Genomic DNA, 16,522 nt, shown 5'->3' with positions numbered 1-16,522 from the left:
TACTCCCCCTTTTCTCGTTTATTATAACAAACTCTCTTTTTGATGTATATCTTTTCTTAAATCATGTCTAAGACCGCCTGCTCATTCAGCAGTATCAGCTTCATCCCGGTTACCGGCCGGGCCGTTACTTGCTCCAGTGCGATGCGGTACAGGTTCATCTGTCCTTGATAACGTTGTTTGATTGAGGTCAACGTTTGCTCAGCCGAATGCCGTCTGTCTGTTTTAAAGTCATACAAGACAAGTTCATCCGGCGTTTCGATAAAGCCGTCTATGATTCCGTGCACGAGTACACGGTCAGTTTTATCCGGCCCGTAGTCGGAAAATATCCGGCCGGCTTCCATCAGCATTGAAAAAGGCTGCTCGCGCTTCACTGACGCCGCATTGTCCAGCAGATAGCGGCCAAACGGCGATGCCATAAATGTTAAAATCGACTGCCGGTCTATCTGTTCGGCGGCTTCAGAGCGGATCATGTTGGCCGAGACGAGACTTTGAATCAGTGAAACTAGCGATGTATCCGTAGGTGCTGCACTCAAATCCAGCATCTGCATGACCAAGTGGGTCGCCGTGCCCAGCTCGGATGTACTGACTTTCTTCTGGCCGCTCAGAAATGCCGGCTCGGCCCACGAATCTTCAACAAAGCGGCGCGCAGATTTTGGCTGGCCGTCTGACAAGTCCAGCACCAGCAGTTCCTGATTGTCCGGGTCTTCAAAGACACGCTTGATTTCCGAGACTGACTGGTAACTCGTTGTGCGTGCAGCCATCTGATGCGGATAAACCGCGTCCAACCGGCGGACGATGTCTAAATAGCGTTCTTCGTCAAACTCGTCCGGCTGAAGCTCCGGCAGTGAGGTTGCTTCTGTTTCTGCTGTCTCAGCTGTCAGCAAGTCTTCTTGTCTGAAGAAGCTGACAGCAAACCGGGCGGGGTGATTTTGCAGTTCAGCCAGTTTGACGACTGGATACGCCTGATTGACATCTGCCATGTCCGGATGGCGCATCAGGCTCATGCCGACCCATTTCATAAATGTCTGACTGTTCAGCCTGACATCATCCGCCAGCACAAGCTCCTCCATATCCGCTGACTGCGCCCATTCTTTCAATGCCGCATCCCGGTCTTTGTAGGAACCGACCAAGAACAGTTTTTCTTCCGCACGCGTCAGGGCGACATACAGTTTGCGCATTTCTTCTGCCAAAAGCTTGGCTTTCCGCTCTTGTCTGATGGCCAGGTACGGCAAAGTGACATAAGACAATCTTGCCATCGTGTCGACATACTTGATGCCGGCACCCAGCTTCTCGTCAAAAATATAATGCCGCCGGATGTCCGTCTGATTGAAGCGCTTGGTCATGTCCAGCACGAAAACAACAGGAAATTCCAGTCCCTTGCTGGCGTGGATGGTCATGACGCGCACAGCATCCTCGTCATCTGAGATGTTGGTCGGCTCAGCTAGGTCTTTGTCCTTCTGCTGCATTTTTTCAATGAAGCGGATAAACTGGAAGAGACCTTTAAAACTGGACTCTTCGTAGCTGGCCGCCCGCTCGTACAGAGCATGCAAATTCGCCTGACGCTGTTTGCCGGACGGCAGCCCGCCCACGTAATCCAGAAACCCCGTATCCTGATAAATCCGCCAAATCAGCGTCACCAGTTCTTCGCGCCGCGACAGTTCGCGCCACGTCAGAAACTGATCGTGAAACCGGCTGACTTTTTGATAAAGAGCTGTATGTTGATCCGCGTTTTCCAAAAAGGCGGTCAGTGCTTCATAATAATAGCCTGCGTCGTATGAACGAATCGCCACCATGTCATTTTCTTTGATACCGACCAGCGGCGAGCGCAGAACTGCTGCCACCGGAATATCTTGCAGCGGATTATCAATCATTTGAAACAGTGCCAGCATGACCCGGATTTCAGTGGCTTGAAAATAGTTTTGTGTGTCATTAATATACAGCGGGATGTTCATTGTTTTAAACATATCCAGCAATGTCAAATTGTTTTTCTTGGTCGGTGTCAGCAAGACGATATCCCGGTATTGTATCGGCCGGGTTCCCTTTGTCTCCTTGTCAAAAACCGGGAACTTTTCTGCAATCAGTTCTTTGATTTTTTGCCCGACCACGCGCAGCTCGCCCTCAGTCTTGTCATCAATAACAAAGTCCAGCGGCAGGTCAGCTTCCGCGTCTTCTTCTTCCTGACTTGTTTCATATATCAGCAGCTCTGTATGGTGCCGGTTGCTTGCAGCGTACTTTGTGGCGCCGGTTATCAGTTGCGCATCCTCATCGTAATCAATTTGCCCGACGGTCCGGTTCATCAGCTGCATGAAAACCAAATTGGTAAAATCCAGCACTGAACTGCGGGAGCGGAAGTTTTGCGGCAGGACAATCCGTGTGTCTTTTGTTTCCTTCTTGCCGTATGCTTCATATTTTTCAATGAACAGCGTCGGGTCAGCCAAGCGGAAAGAATAGATGGACTGTTTTACATCGCCTACCATGAACAAATTACCCGCATCCTCTGCAGGGCGGCGCAGCCAGTACAAAATACTCTCCTGCAGGCGGTTAATGTCTTGATACTCGTCTACCAGTACTTCCGCAAAGATTTCCCGGTAATGGGCAGATGCCTCTGTGGCGGTCCAGCCGCCGTCTGCTGTCCTGTCAGCCAAAATCTGCAGCGTGTAGTGCTCCAAGTCATTAAAGTCCACTAAGTTCAGCTGTTCTTTCTTGTCCTGATACACTTGGATGAAGGCTGATGCCACTTGCGACATTTCTGTCACAGTCTGCCCCGCTTTTTCCATTATCTCTTTCATCTCATCCGGCGAATAGGCAAACAGACCTTTCTGAATCGTCTGGACGGCTTTCTTATTTTCATCGCGCAAGTTTTTTATTTGCGCCGCTGTCTGTTTCACCGCGTCTTCGGCGTTGCGTTTAGCCCCGGCAAAACGCGGAAACGCCAGCCCATTAATCAGCTGGTAGAAAGCCGTCAGATCGTCTGCCTGAAGCGCCTGCCGGCAATCGTCCAGCTCAGCCGCTTCGGTCAGCACTTGCGCCAGTGTTTTTTCAAGTTCCGGTTCGCCCTCAGCCAGCCGTTTCATGCGCTCGCTGTTGCGCTGTGCCCCGAAGAGTGTGTCTTGCAATTGTTTTTTGATAACCGTCTGATAAAGAGGCGACGAACTGACACCTTCAGTCACCTGATAGGCATCAGCCAGCTCAGCCAGCCAGTCTTCCGGGCTGGGGTTGGCCTTGGCAAAATCATAAAGGGCAAACATCAGCTCCATCAAACCGTCATCGTTGCGGTCGTTGGAAAAATTTTCCGTCAGCTGATAAAAAGCTTCCTGATGTTCCCCGTATAGTTTTTCGCGCAGTTCCCCCCAGACATCTTCTTTTAAGAGCAGCATCTCCGTTTCATCTGTCAACAGACGGAACACCGGGTCCAAATGAATCAAGTAACCGTATCTGCGGATGACTTGCAGACAGAAAGCGTGGAGTGTACTGATATTGGCTGTCGGCAGAAGTGTCAGCTGGTGCATCAGGTGCTGCTTGGCTGAGAGCTCCTTCTCCTTTCCGACAGCTTCTTGGACGGCTGCCTGAATCCGTTGTTTCATTTCCTTGGCGGCCGCTTCTGTGTAAGTGACAATCAGGAGTTCGTCCACATTGGTCCCGTTTTTGATTTTTTGAATGACGCGTTCCACTAGGACAGTGGTTTTTCCGGAGCCGGCAGAAGCAGACACCAGAATGTTTTTCCCGCTATCATATATTGCCTGCCATTGTCGGTCGGTAAACGTACTGCCGGCAGGTTTTAATGGCAGTTTATTCGTCATCGGCTTCTTCCTCCTTTTCCGGCAATGCTGCCGAATTTAATTTATCCAATACATTGTCCTTGCTCAATTTGTCAATCCGGTGGTAACTGTTTTCCGGCAGCATCACGTCAAACTGGCAAACACTGCGGAACGGACAGTAACTGCAGGCAATGCGTGTCTTGTCTTTGTAAGCAGGGTTCAGTTTAATTGAACCGTCAACAATTTTTTCGCCGGCCTGCTGGAAGTTTTTCCGGTTATGGGCAATCAGCTGCTGCATTTCCTCGCGGCTGACAAACTGGGGAGAACGCAGTTCATCTTTGGCCGTCCGGGAAAACGGATAGACTGCCGAACTCATTCTCGGTTCAACGGTGACATCCAGCTGGTCAACCAATGCCTCGTCTTTTAATAATATCCCCTGATATCCGAATGTCCGCAGCAGTTCTTCCTGCTGTTCCTCCAGACTGCCGTTTTTGGTCGTATCCAACAAAGGATTTTTAATGTGCAGATAAAATGCCCCGCCGGCTTCTGCTTTTTTCCCGACGAGTTTGACTGTATTTTTCAAGGCGATATCCAGATAGGTCACCATCTGCATCGCCAGACCGTAATACACATCGCGGAAGTCGAAGCGGTGCTGGCTGGATTTGTAATCCACGACAGCAAAAAACAAGTCGTCTTTGACCGTCACTGCGTCCAGCCGGTCGATTTTTCCGCGGACTTTCAGCTGTTTGTCGCCTTTCAATGAAAAATTCAGACTTTCAATCCCTGTCTCCTGCATGACTTGACCAAACAACACTTCTGTCTGCAGTGTCGTCATCTTAGTGCGGCTGCTTTGCCGCCTCAAAGCCCAGCCGACACGTTTTATCGTCTGCTTCAGCTGGTAACGGATGTAGTTCATCCGATTGGAACTGTTGAGAATCGCAAATTTATTTTCTCCCAGCACCTGAAGCAAGACCGCCTCCGTCAGTTCGGCAGCCTCTTCGTCCGTCAATTCGGAAAGCAGGATGTTGCGCCGGAGCAGTTCTTTAAAGAGCAAGTCCAACGCCTCATGATAGAAATCCCCAGCCGCTGCCGGCGACAATTCAAATACATCCCGCTCTTTCAAATTCAGACCGTACGTCAGGAAATAACGGTATTCACAATGATTGAAGTTCTCGATTTTTGACACAGAGGCATGAATCACTTTGCCGTAAAGTGTATTGACTGTTTCTGCTGTTAATGTTTCCGGTACATTCCGGTGGGCAAGACTGTCCATCAAACGTTCTGTTTCGACCGGATAGCGGTAATCCAGCAATTTTTCCAGCATTCGTGCCAGTGCAGGCAGCGGCTGCTTCTCCTCTGTTGCCTGTCTCCTGACAGCGACCAATGCCGGTAATAAGGTGCGGTACGTGCTGAACGGCTCAAACAAAGTGCGGTCGGTCACATCCAGCGCTTGGGTGTAACGAGACACCGGCACGCCCAGCTGTGTCTGCAAGCGGCGAAAATACGGCGACGGCTTCAGATCTTTCGCATTATCCCGTGTCAGCGGGTAGCTGAGGTAGAGCTTTTCTGTTGCTGACAGCAGCGCCACATAAAATTGAAACGGCTCTTTCGCCAGCTCAGTCAGCGGATTGTCGCGCAAATATTTGCCATCCGCCAGCTGCTCGGACAGCCGCGCCCGCTCATCATCAGAAAGTACGGATTGATTTTCCACTTTTTTCGGCAGGACTTGGTCGGTACCGCCGATAATGAACGTCACACGGCGTTTGATACTGCTGCCCATATCCAGCGGCAAAACTTGTACCTGGTCAATAGCGGTCGGCACTTTGCTGTAAGTCAACCCTTCCAGCCCGCTGCGGATGATTTGGACAAAGTCGTCCAGTTCAAACGGCTCATCACCCAGCAGTGCCGCGTAATCATCCAGCACTGAAACAAACGCCTCCCATGTCTGCTCGTGAATGCGGGCTTTGACCAGATCACCGCGCTCGATTTCCTGATTTCTGATAAACATCAGCTGTTTGTCGATACCGATGTGTGTCAAAAACCGGTAAAAGATTGCCGCAGCTTCTCTGCCGGTCGTGGCTTGGCGAATCTCTTTGAAAAACGGCACGATAAGCTGTCTGACATCCCGGCGCACCTCATTGGAAAGTTGTTGAACGAGCTGGTCCTTCTGACTGGCAGCATCGTCAACTTCATATGCATAATCAACATACTCCCAGTCAGCCTCGCGTGTCCAGTAGTGGCCTTCATAGCCGTATGCAAGGATGACGTTTTCTGTGTAGTCGATTTTCCGGCGATAAGCGGCCTGCGCCTCTGCCCACTCGGATAAAGCGGTCAACTGTGCGGCTTCCGGCAAGAAAAGCTCCGTCCGTAAAAAGCGCATGATGTCCCGGTACTTGAAGCGGTTTTGCAGCATATCGAACAGCGCCAGCAGACATTCCAGCAACGGATGATGCTTCATCGCCATTTCTTCATCCAAATAATATGGAATCTCATAATTTGAAAATATCTCGGGAATAATCCGGCGGTAATAGGGCATCTCCCGCGTCAGTACTTGTATGTCTTGATAGCGGTAAGGTCCTTCTGTCACCAGGCGGCGGATTTCCGCAGCAACAGCTGTCACTTCACGGTAACTGTCGCCGGCTTCCCAAAGCACGATGCGGTTTTCCCGCAGTTGATGTGTCTGAACAGGCGACAGGCGTTGGCTGTCCTGCCAGTATTGGTCAAGCGTATCGAAATCAGCCGTCGCACCTTGTCGCAGAACCGTGTCCCGCTGCACAGCCAGCTGGTTGGCACGGGCAAACTGGTAAAAATCATAATAAATACGGCCTGTACTGTAAAACAGGTCTTGCGGCTGCGGCGGCTCGTGGACATGGGCTTTATCCAAAACCAAAGCCAACGTCACATTGCCGGCCACTTGCAGCAGTGTTTGAATCAGCTGCTGTTCCACCGCATTAAAAGAATGAAACCCGGATATCGCAAACATCACGTGGGACAAATCTTTCCCGCTCAGATGCTCTGCCAATTGAGTCAGTAAAGGCACATCGCCCATGTTCAGCGCGCTTTTTTTGGCAAGATAACTGTGGTAAAGCTGCTGAAGGTCGGTCAGTTTCAGACGGGCATCAGCATCTGATGCGGAGTCCCCCAGCATACCGACAGCCGTTGCCAAATCAGCATCAGTGACATTGCCTTCCTGCAATTCACCGAACAAAGCAACCAGCTGCTCAATAAATCCCTGCTTTTTGATATCCCGCGAGAAGAGTTTCAAGTTATCCATTTCTTCCAGCAGCACTTTGCGGACAAGCATATGCTCACCCACGTCGCTGACTTTTTCAAACTGCCTGACTGGTTCCCTCTGTAGAAAGTACCATGCCAGCCGGGAGAAACTGAATACTTGAAGACGTGTGGCAGCAACTTCGTGTTTGTCCTCAAAAGCGGGCTGTTGGCCCAGCTTGGTCAGCACGGATACTTCTGTTTCAAACTTTATATGATTAGGTACAAGATAGAACACGTCGCGTCGCGGATCTTGGTCAAGCCAAGCAACTGCTTTAGCCAATAACGCATCGTCGTGACGCTGTGTTCCGGTACCGATAATAAATTTCAATCCCATTCATAGCCCTCGCTTTATTCTGATGTGTTTAGTGTAACATATTTTGGCGTTCAGCTATTAAAAAACGTAAACGCCTGATAAAACGGTATCTACACGCCAAATAGCCTGTCCCTTATACCAGAGTCAGGCTGTTTACTGTTTGTTGCTGCCCAGAAAAATTGCCGGGCTTTCACCGGTCAGGGCAGGCATTGATACAGCTTCGACTTTGGTCCGGGATAATGCTTGCTCCCTTACTTGTGTAGAAATATCTGGCAAAACACACAAATATGCCACCTCCATAGTTATTTGACCGCTCAAATATACTTGGAGGTGACATCCGATAAACAGATACTGTTCTATAAAGTATTCAGCTGTAGCTGCGCCACAGACAATCATGGCTTTCACGTTGTTTAAGCCGTACAATTCATGGCACGGAGATGTGGCAGCTAGTCTACTGCACCGATTTTATCCAGCGGCCAGAAGCTGAACCAGACGTCGCCTGAAATATCAGCTTTTTTAATAAAACCGAACGACCGGCTGTCTCTTGAGTTTTGGCGGTTGTCCCCCATAACGAACACACTGTCTTCCGGTACAGTGTCAAGCCCTGTCACTTCTTCCAGCGTAAAATTATACGTTAACAGCTGGCCTTCCGGCAATCGGCTTTTAAACTCTTCCAAATATGGTTCTTCATATGCTTTGCCGTTGATATAAAGCGTGTCGTCACGGTATTCGACGGTGTCGCCGGGCAGACCGATTACCCGTTTGATGTAGCTTTTATCCGGGGCATCGGGAGCTGGAAACGTGACGATATCAAAGCGTTCCACCTCGGTCATTTTTAAGGCGATTACCCGTTCGCCGTCTGCCATTGTCGGGTCCATGGAACTCCCTGAGACTATCACCGACAAAAACACATATTGTTTTAGCAGCCAAACCACAATGATCAGACCGACTACCCATAAAACATCACTGATTGTAATTTTAAATTTTGACATGATACTTAAAAATCCTTCCTGAAACGTAAGCATTTTTGCTTCGTCTGCTGTTCTTTACATTCTACCATAAAGAAAATAGATGTCATAGCAAAAAAGAATGACAACTTTCTTCCACGCGTTCCGATTTGTGGTAAAATATGGTGTGCTGCATTCATGTTCGAAAGGAGTTTTCTACATTAATAAAAAAACTTATAGTTTGTGGACGGCCACGACAATGATCGTCGGCATCTGCATTGGTTCCGGTATCTTTTTTAAGGTGGATGATATCCTCAGTTTTACCGGCGGCAATGTCCTGCTGGGCACCATGATTTTCATCATCGGTGCATTAGCCATCATCTTCGGCAGCATCAGTCTGACCAGTTTGTCTGTCAGAACGACCAACAGCGGCGGGATGGTCGGCTATTTTGAGGCCTTCTTCTCAAATAAAATGGCCAGTGCGTTCGGCTGGTTTCAAACATTTCTTTATTACCCGACGATTGCGGTCGTCGTTTCATGGGCAGCGGGTATTTATACGTGCATGCTGTTTGGTTTGGACAATACGTTAAATAGGCAGATGCTGCTTGGACTGGGCTACTTGCTCTTATTTTATGCCATCAATATTTTATCAGTCAAAGCCGGCGGGTATTTCCAAGTACTGTCCACCGTGACCAAGCTGATTCCGCTGATTGGTATCGGTTTGTTAGGTTTTTTCTGGACAAAAGAAGCGCCGCCTATCCCGGAAGGTGTTGCCGTCAAAGAATTGACCGATGTCGGCTGGGGCTGGCTGGCTGCGCTGGCACCAGCTGCGTTCTCGTATGACGGCTGGCCGATTGCGTTGAGCATCACCAACGAGGTGAAGAACCCGAAGCGAAACATGCCTTTAGCGCTGGTTATTGGCCCGTTGGTGGTGCTGGTCGTTTATCTGGCTTACTTTTTAGGGATGAACGCGATTTTAGGGCCGCAGTTCATTATTTCGACCGGCGATGATGCTGTCATGACGCTGGGCTACATGCTTTTTGGCGAGCTCGGGTCCACCATCTTGCTGATATTTGTGTTAATAGCGATTCTCGGCGTGGTCAATGGTGTTTTGCTGGGGCATCTCCGTATGCCGCAAGCTCTGGCATCAAAGGGCTTGATTCCTGATGCCGAGCGCATCCGCCAAATTGATTTGAAGCGGTCGCTCTCCATGCCCTCTGCTAAAGTCAGCGTTGTCTGCTCACTGTTCTGGTATGCAGTTCATTACGTGACACAGCTGACAGGTATCATGGCTCCCGGCGATGTCAGCGAAATCGCCATTGTATTTGGCTATGCGTGCTATTTTCTGTTGTACGTGAAAGTCATGCAGCTCTACCGGCAAAAAGACATCACCAATGTGTTTCTGGGCGTCGTCGCACCGCTCCTTGGCATGCTGGGCAGTGTGATTATCGTCCTCGGCGGTTTCCTCGCCAATCCGTTGTCTATGTCGCTTTTTGCAGCGATCTGCTTTTTCTTTTGTCTGGCAGGTTATTTGTACGCCGATAAACACGCGACAGCCGCATCTTGACCAAAAACATCCTGATGATTAAACATCAGGATGTTTTTTGCTAATCCGGTTTTACTTTATACAGCCAGTACGTCCGGTCTTGCTCGAAAAACTGGTCGTGCACAGCAATCAGGTCATAATTTCGACGGATATGTTCCGGTATTTCTGTTTCGCTTTTCCCTTGCAGCGTCCTCACCACAACAAACATGACCTGCTTTTCGTCAACCAGTCGGTTTTGTTCGGCCATCATCTGCGGCAGGCGGCTGTCCGGTATATTTTGTTTTTCAAAAAAGTAGTTCACTGGCAAGACATCTGCCGCCTGGTATAGTCCCATGTCAAGCTGGCCATAATTCAGCAAAGTCGGGTTATCTTCCTGTCTGATAAGTTTTGCAAACCGCAGCTGAGCCGGCTCCGGCGCAGAGCCGTCCAGTGAAATACTGGGATTATCAGGAAACAGTTTGGAAAAAACGATGTTGCCGTTCATGCCCATGCTGAACAACAGGCACGTCACACTGGTCAGCAAAAGCCGCAGACGCGTGACAGGCTGCCGGTCGAGCCGGACTAATACCGACAAGAGCGGCAGACAGGCAAACGGGCATAAAACCAGAAAATAATACTCATAAAACTTTCCGCCAAAAAATGTCGTGGCAATCAACAGAAAGTACGAGGACAGATACATAAAGAGAACGCCGTTTGTTCGAAAAATTTGTTTATCGAATAGGGCGATAAACGGTCCGCCAAGCAGTGCTGCAAACAGCAGCGGATAATCTTTTAAGTAGCTCACGTAAATCACGATAGCATTGATTAATTTGCCGGCGACAGACGATGCCCCCTCGGGCGGATACAGTGCGATGTTGGCGTAAAAATACGCATGATACAAATCACCCAGCGCACCAGTAGCATAAAAATAGGCCAGTACCGCAAAGCTGACAAGACTAAATCCGAGCAGACTATATGTCACGGCGCCAAGCAGCTCCTTCAGTTCTTTTTGGATTAACAGGCAAACAGCCAAAGAGAGAAAAAAACCGACCCAGCTGCCGATCATAGTATATTTGGCCCAAAATAGACAGCCCAGCGACACACCTGACAATAAATATGACATCTTGCTGAGTTTAAACGCTTGCGCTTGCAGTTTGAACACCAAATAAATCGTATAAACGATTGCCGGAAATGCTAATTCTTCAGCACTTCCGCCGGCCTTAAAAAAAGGCGACAGCGTCAAAAAAATGGCACTGATGAAACACAGCACCAGACTCATCCGGCTGGACAAGAAAAAACGGGCTGTCTTAAAAAGAATGACCAGCGTGAGAAAGAAAAACAACGTTTCTATGATAAAAACGCCCAGATAGCTGTTGGCTATTTGATGAGCGAGCAAAAACAGAACATACAAAACCGGCCCTTTCTGCTCAAACAAATCCCTGTACGGGACTAGACCGTGCGCCCACCCTTTGCCCATCGTCAAGAAGGCATTCAAATCGACCCAGTCATTGATGACATAAAGCGGTGAGCTTTTGCTGACGACCAACATGATGCCGGCCGCAAACAACAGAAGCAGAACATAGGTGTATTTATCCTGATACCTCATACTTGCCGATTGTTCAGATTGAATGGGTAGTGTCGGTTGACTCATGATGGTGTTGTTCCTCACTGTATAAATTTTTTTCAATAATGAACCGCGGTCTGCGTTTCACTTCCGAATAGATTTTGCCGATATATTCGCCAATAATCGACAGACCGATAAGCTGGACCCCGCCCAAAAGCCAGATGCTCATCGCAAGTGATGACCAGCCTGTTTCTGTGTTTCCGCTCATTTTTTGAACAAGCACGTAGAACATATAAACAATGCCTATTAAAAACGTCAACAGCCCTAAGTTGCGAACCAGCCTGATCGGCATAATCGAAAAGGACGAGATGCCTTCCATGGCAAACTGCACCATTTTTTTGAGCGGGTATTTAGACTCCCCGGCGGCCCGCTTTTCCCTGAAATAATAGACCTTGGCAGATGGAAAGCCGACTAGCGGGACCAAACCTCTTAAAAAAAGATTTTGCTCCTTAAAAGAAAGCAAAGCCGCAACCGCTCTTCGGCTCAACAAACGGAAGTCCGCATGATTCGGCACCATCTCCACGCCGATTTTTCTCATAAGCTGATAAAACAGTGCCGCCGTCTGTCTTTTAAACGCAGTATCCGTGTCCCTGTTGCTTCTAACGCCGTAAACAACATCATAGCCCTCATTATAAGCATCCACCATTTTCTCAATGGCATGAATGTCATCCTGCAAATCCGCATCAATCGTAACTACCATCTCCGAGCGCCCGCATGCTGCCGACATCCCCGCAAGCAAGGCATGCTGATGGCCAAAGTTCCGGCTCAGCTTCAACCCTTTGAGCCAGACCGGATTCTTTTCATGAAGCTGCTCAATGATTTGCCAGGTGTCATCGCGGCTGCCGTCATCGACGAACAGCAGACAGCTTTGAGCCGACACTTTATTCGTATCGATTAAACGGGTCAGCTCCTCAGTAATTTTCGCGCTTGATACCGGCAGCATCTCCTCCTCATTGTAACAAGGAATGATGATGGTTAATGTGTGTGTCATCCTAATCACCTTACTCCGGGTTGGACTTCTATTACCCTTCAGCCTTTGTTTAACGTTCGTTTATTTTTTAAAATTATAGCACATCTATTACGGTGACCCGCAATGATAAGTGAATCTTTCGCAAAAAATCAGCACCAGTCTGATTTTTACAAGCAGGCAGAACTATTGTTAAGGGGTTGACTGACCTTTGACTTTGTACAGCCAGAATGTCAAATCCATTCCGCTATACTGATCTTGCTTTGCAACCAGTTCATAATTATCACGGATATTTTTGGGAATATCTTCTTCTTTTTTCCCATAAGGTGTCCGACACACAACAAACATTACCTGTTTTTTATTGACAACACGATTTTGTTCGTCCATCATTTCCGGCAAATGATTGTGTGGAATATTGACCCGATGAAAAAAATAGTTGATTGGCAGAATATCTGCAGCTTGGTAAAGTCCCATGTCTAAATGTCCGTAATTCAGCAATGTCGGATTCTTTTCCTGTCTTATAATTTTGGCAAACCTCACTTGGGCAGGTTCTGAGTCAGTATTATTTAAGGAGACACCAGCGTTTTGAGGGAAAATTTTGGAATAACTGATATTGCCGTTCATACCCATTGACAGAACTGCACAGGCCAGACTAAGTAGTCCAAGACGCAAAAATGACATGTGATCTTGATTAATTCTAACAAATAATGACAGTATCGGCACACACGCAAAAGGCATCAAAATCAAATAATAATAAATAAACGTCTTGCCTCCATAGAAAGTAGTTAGAATCAACAAAAAGTAAGCTGACAAATACAGGAAAACAGTGTAGTTCGACTGAAAAATTTTTTTGTCAAACAGGGTGACGAATATCCCTATAATCAGAAACACCAGCAGCAGAGGTTTATCTTTAAATTGAGCGACAAATATCATCACCGCATTGACTAGTTTGCTTAACACGGTTGGTAATTGAGCCGTCGGATAAAGCTTTATGTTGGAATAAAAGTAAGCAAAATACAAATCATTTAATGCCTGGTTGACATAAAAATAAGCAAACACTAGAAAGTTTATCGCGGAAAAACCAAACAAGCTGTACACCACTGCCTGAATCAGCTGCTTCAGATCTTTTAATATAAGCAAACAAATGGCCAGTGCAACGAAAAAACCAATCCAGCTGCCAATCATCGTGTACTTGGACCAAAACAAATAGCCTAAAGAGACACCGGCTAAAATGTATGATGGCGGATTCAGTCGAAAACCATAATGCTGAAATTTAAAAATCAGATAAAGCGTGTAAAAAATAGCTGGGAAAGCCAGCTCCTCCGCACTGCCGCCGTTACTGAAATAAGGTCCCATCGTCAAAAAAACAGTGCTAATAAAGCACATAATCAGACTTGATTTAATATCCAGAAAGAACCGCGCAATTTTGAAAATAAGCACAAGAGTCACAAAAAAGAATACAATCTCTACCAGAAAGACTCCAAAATAACTGTTTGATAGACAAGCGGCAATTCTAAAAATAAAAAATAACGCCGGCCCTTTTTGTTCAAACAAATCTTTATAAGGGATCAGGCCATGTGCCCATCCTTTTCCCATCGTCAAAAATGCATTTAAATCTACCCAGTTGTTAAGAATATAGAGTGGCGAATTTTTACTGACAATCATTATAGTTACAATCGCAACTAGGAATAAAAAAATATAATGTCCTTTTGACAATAACTTATGCCACAATGTTTTTTTGTTTTGCTGGTTACGTATTCTATCTACTGTTTTAGCTGTCATTATTATTTACCCTCACAATACAAAGTTTTAATGTCTCCCTCATTTGATCGTTAATTCAGAAAATCGATTATATCGCATTTTTGCTAAACGGATCATTAACAAAGAATTTTTCATACCATTATATCATAATTTTTTATTAGAATAAACGAAACCCGTGACTGAAAAGCGACGTACCTGACCGCCCGACGGCAATCAGGCGGACACGCATCTGCACAAAAAACGCGGAAGTTTCCTTCCGCGTTTTTTGTGCGCTAAATTGTTTTTATCCCAACTGGTTAAAGGCTGCAACCACATTTTCCACAGTGAAGCCATATTTTTCAATCACTAGCGGTCCTGGAGCACTTGCACCGAATTTGTCGACGGAAACAGTGCCGCCTTCAAAGCCGACATAGCGTTCCCAGCCGAAGCTTGCACCCATTTCCACTGCGAGTCTCTTAGTCACTGCTTTTGGCAAGACAGATTCTTTGTATGCAGCGTCTTGTTTTTCAAACAGATACATGCTTGGCATTGACACGACGGATACATCCTGACCTGCTTTGCGCAGTTCTTTTTGCGCTGCCACAGCCAAGGAAACTTCCGACCCGGTAGCGATGATGATACCGTCTGGGGTATCGCCTTCTTGCGGAGACAGAACGTATGCGCCTTTTGCCACATTTGCCAGTGCCAGTTCAGCAGTGCCTTCCACAACAGGCAGATTTTGACGTGACAACGCCAGCACTGTCGGTGTGTCTGTCGAGCTGACTGCCAGCTTCCAGGCAGCAGCTACTTCATTACCGTCAGCCGGACGAATCAGGTTGACATTCGGCATACTGCGCAAGCTGGAAAGTTGTTCAATCGGTTCATGCGTCGGGCCGTCTTCACCGACTGCAATAGAGTCATGAGTCAAGACAAAGGTCACCGGTGCTTTTTGAATGGCCGAAAGACGCAGTGCCGGTCTCAAGTAATCTACGAAGACAAAGAATGTCCCGCCGTACACCTTCGTACCGCCGTGCAGTGCAATCCCGTTCATCGCTGCTGCCATGCCGAACTCACGCACGCCGAACCAGATGTTTCTTCCTTCATAATTATCAGCCGCAAAGTCAGTGCTGTCGGCAATCATCGTGTTGTTAGATGAAGACAGGTCGGCCGAACCGCCCCACAGAGCCGGCATTTCTTTAGCCAGTGCCTGAATTGTGTCACGGCTTGTAACACGGCTGGCCGCGCTGGTGCCAAGCTCGAACTTAGGTAAAATCTCATCAATGTTGGCAGGTACTTCACCTGAAAAGGCTGCTTTGAATTGGGCTGCCAATTCCGGATACTCAGCTTGATAAGCTGCAAACAACTCGTTCCAAGCAGACTCGGCTTTGGCCCCTTTATCTTTGACAGCTTCTTGGAAGCGTGCCACTACTTCTTCCGGTACGGTAAATTCCGGGTAATCCCAGCCGTAAGACGCTTTTGCAGCTGCCACTCCCTCGGCTCCCAGAGGTGCGCCGTGCACTTTGTTTGTGCCTTCAAGAGGTGCTCCGATGCCGATTACTGTTTTGATTTCAATCAATGTCGGTTTGCCGGTTTCTGTCTGTGCTTCTGTGATGGCATTTGAAATAGCCGCCAAATCAGTTCCGTCTTTCACAAGGATATGCTGCCAGCCGGACGCTTCCACACGACCTTTGACATCTTCGCTAAACGCTTTCTCCAAAGGACCGTCAAGGGAAATATCATTCGAATCATAGAGAACAATTAATTTGCCTAACTTCAAATGACCAGCTAAACTGATTGCTTCTTGGGAAATCCCTTCCATCAAATCGCCGTCGCCGCAAATCACATACGTATGGTGATCAACGATCGGGTAGTTCGGTTTGTTGTACGTTGCGGCAAGATGTGCTTCCGCCATAGCAAAGCCAACACTCATTGCCAGTCCTTGTCCAAGCGGTCCGGTAGTCGCTTCCACGCCGTCTGTGTCATGGACTTCAGGGTGTCCCGGTGTGGCGCTTCCCCACTGACGGAACTGCTTGATGTCATCCATCGTCACATTATAGCCAGCTAGATGCAGCAGACTGTACAGCATGGCCGAGCCATGACCTGCGGATAAAATGAAACGGTCGCGGTCTGCCCAGTTTCTCGATGTTGCCGGGTTGATTTTCAGGTGCTTTGTCCATAAAGCGTAAGCCATCGGTGCGGCGCCCATCGGCAATCCCGGGTGTCCGGAATTCGCTTTTTGAATCATGTCCATGCTGAGAGTACGGATCGTGTTTACCCCTAGCTGATCAATATTGTCGAACAAATTAATCATTCCTTCCATAATAGGTTTTAGGTTTTTTTTACTTATATTATATTTTACACGTTTCATTGATGAA

At 47.7% G+C, this 16,522-nt stretch carries 9 protein-coding genes; 1 reads left to right on the top strand and 8 read right to left on the bottom strand.

Going from position 1 to position 16,522, the window contains the following annotated elements:
- Positions 1-56: 56 nt before the first annotated feature.
- The 4 genes from addA to lepB form a co-directional block, all read right to left on the bottom strand.
- The gene (gene addA, locus CBF27_RS08205) at positions 57-3,800 is read right to left on the bottom strand and encodes a helicase-exonuclease AddAB subunit AddA (RefSeq protein WP_126813831.1); all 3,744 of its coding nucleotides are present in this window, start codon (positions 3,798-3,800) and stop codon (positions 57-59) included.
- Complete coding sequence (locus CBF27_RS08200; protein ID WP_126813830.1) at positions 3,790-7,365, bottom strand: PD-(D/E)XK nuclease family protein; 3,576 nt, start codon at positions 7,363-7,365, stop codon at positions 3,790-3,792. Before CBF27_RS08200 ends, addA begins: the two co-directional genes overlap by 11 nt.
- Positions 7,366-7,497: 132 nt before the next feature.
- Positions 7,498-7,749, bottom strand: coding sequence for a hypothetical protein (locus CBF27_RS14035; protein WP_148112287.1), 252 nt, complete (start codon positions 7,747-7,749; stop codon positions 7,498-7,500).
- Between the two features lie 41 nt (positions 7,750-7,790).
- Positions 7,791-8,339 (bottom strand): signal peptidase I, encoded by a 549-nt coding sequence (gene lepB / locus CBF27_RS08195; RefSeq protein ID WP_425469924.1) that lies wholly within the window; start codon positions 8,337-8,339, stop codon positions 7,791-7,793.
- Between the two features lie 94 nt (positions 8,340-8,433).
- On the opposite strand from lepB, the gene CBF27_RS08190 reads away from it, so the two are divergent.
- Positions 8,434-9,858, top strand: a complete 1,425-nt coding sequence (locus CBF27_RS08190; protein ID WP_126813828.1) for an APC family permease — start codon at positions 8,434-8,436, stop codon at positions 9,856-9,858.
- Positions 9,859-9,898: 40 nt separating this feature from the next.
- Here CBF27_RS08190 and CBF27_RS08185 read toward each other — a convergent pair whose 3' ends face one another.
- The 4 genes from CBF27_RS08185 to tkt form a co-directional block, all read right to left on the bottom strand.
- On the bottom strand, positions 9,899-11,467 hold the full coding sequence (locus CBF27_RS08185; RefSeq protein ID WP_126813827.1) for a glycosyltransferase family protein: 1,569 nt from the start codon (positions 11,465-11,467) through the stop codon (positions 9,899-9,901).
- Complete coding sequence (locus CBF27_RS08180) at positions 11,436-12,431, bottom strand: glycosyltransferase family 2 protein (protein WP_126813826.1); 996 nt, start codon at positions 12,429-12,431, stop codon at positions 11,436-11,438. The genes CBF27_RS08185 and CBF27_RS08180 overlap by 32 nt, the downstream gene beginning before the upstream one ends.
- Before the next feature lie 168 nt (positions 12,432-12,599).
- A complete protein-coding gene (locus CBF27_RS08175) occupies positions 12,600-14,072 on the bottom strand; it encodes a glycosyltransferase family protein (protein ID WP_170175054.1) in 1,473 nt (490 codons plus the stop codon).
- 379 nt (positions 14,073-14,451) lie between these two features.
- Entirely contained in the window at positions 14,452-16,449 is a 1,998-nt protein-coding gene (tkt, locus tag CBF27_RS08170; RefSeq protein ID WP_126813882.1) for a transketolase, read from the bottom strand.
- Positions 16,450-16,522 lie beyond the last annotated feature (73 nt).

The sequence above is a fragment of the Vagococcus acidifermentans genome (genome assembly GCF_003987655.1).
GTDB classification, from domain to species: domain Bacteria; phylum Bacillota; class Bacilli; order Lactobacillales; family Vagococcaceae; genus Vagococcus_B; species Vagococcus_B acidifermentans.
This window is presented reverse-complemented; position numbering and strand designations above follow the sequence as displayed.

Bases quoted from the DNA above. Each gene is read 5' to 3' on its own strand.
- CBF27_RS08180 (WP_126813826.1), bottom strand. From the start codon at position 12,431: ATGACACACACATTAACCATCATCATTCCTTGTTACAATGAGGAGGAG.
- CBF27_RS08190 (WP_126813828.1), top strand. From the start codon at position 8,434: ATGACAACTTTCTTCCACGCGTTCCGATTTGTGGTAAAATATGGTGTG.
- CBF27_RS08175 (WP_170175054.1), bottom strand. From the start codon at position 14,072: ATGATTGTCAGTAAAAATTCGCCACTCTATATTCTTAACAACTGGGTA.
- addA (WP_126813831.1), bottom strand. From the start codon at position 3,800: ATGACGAATAAACTGCCATTAAAACCTGCCGGCAGTACGTTTACCGAC.
- CBF27_RS08200 (WP_126813830.1), bottom strand. From the start codon at position 7,365: ATGGGATTGAAATTTATTATCGGTACCGGAACACAGCGTCACGACGAT.
- CBF27_RS08185 (WP_126813827.1), bottom strand. From the start codon at position 11,467: ATGAGTCAACCGACACTACCCATTCAATCTGAACAATCGGCAAGTATG.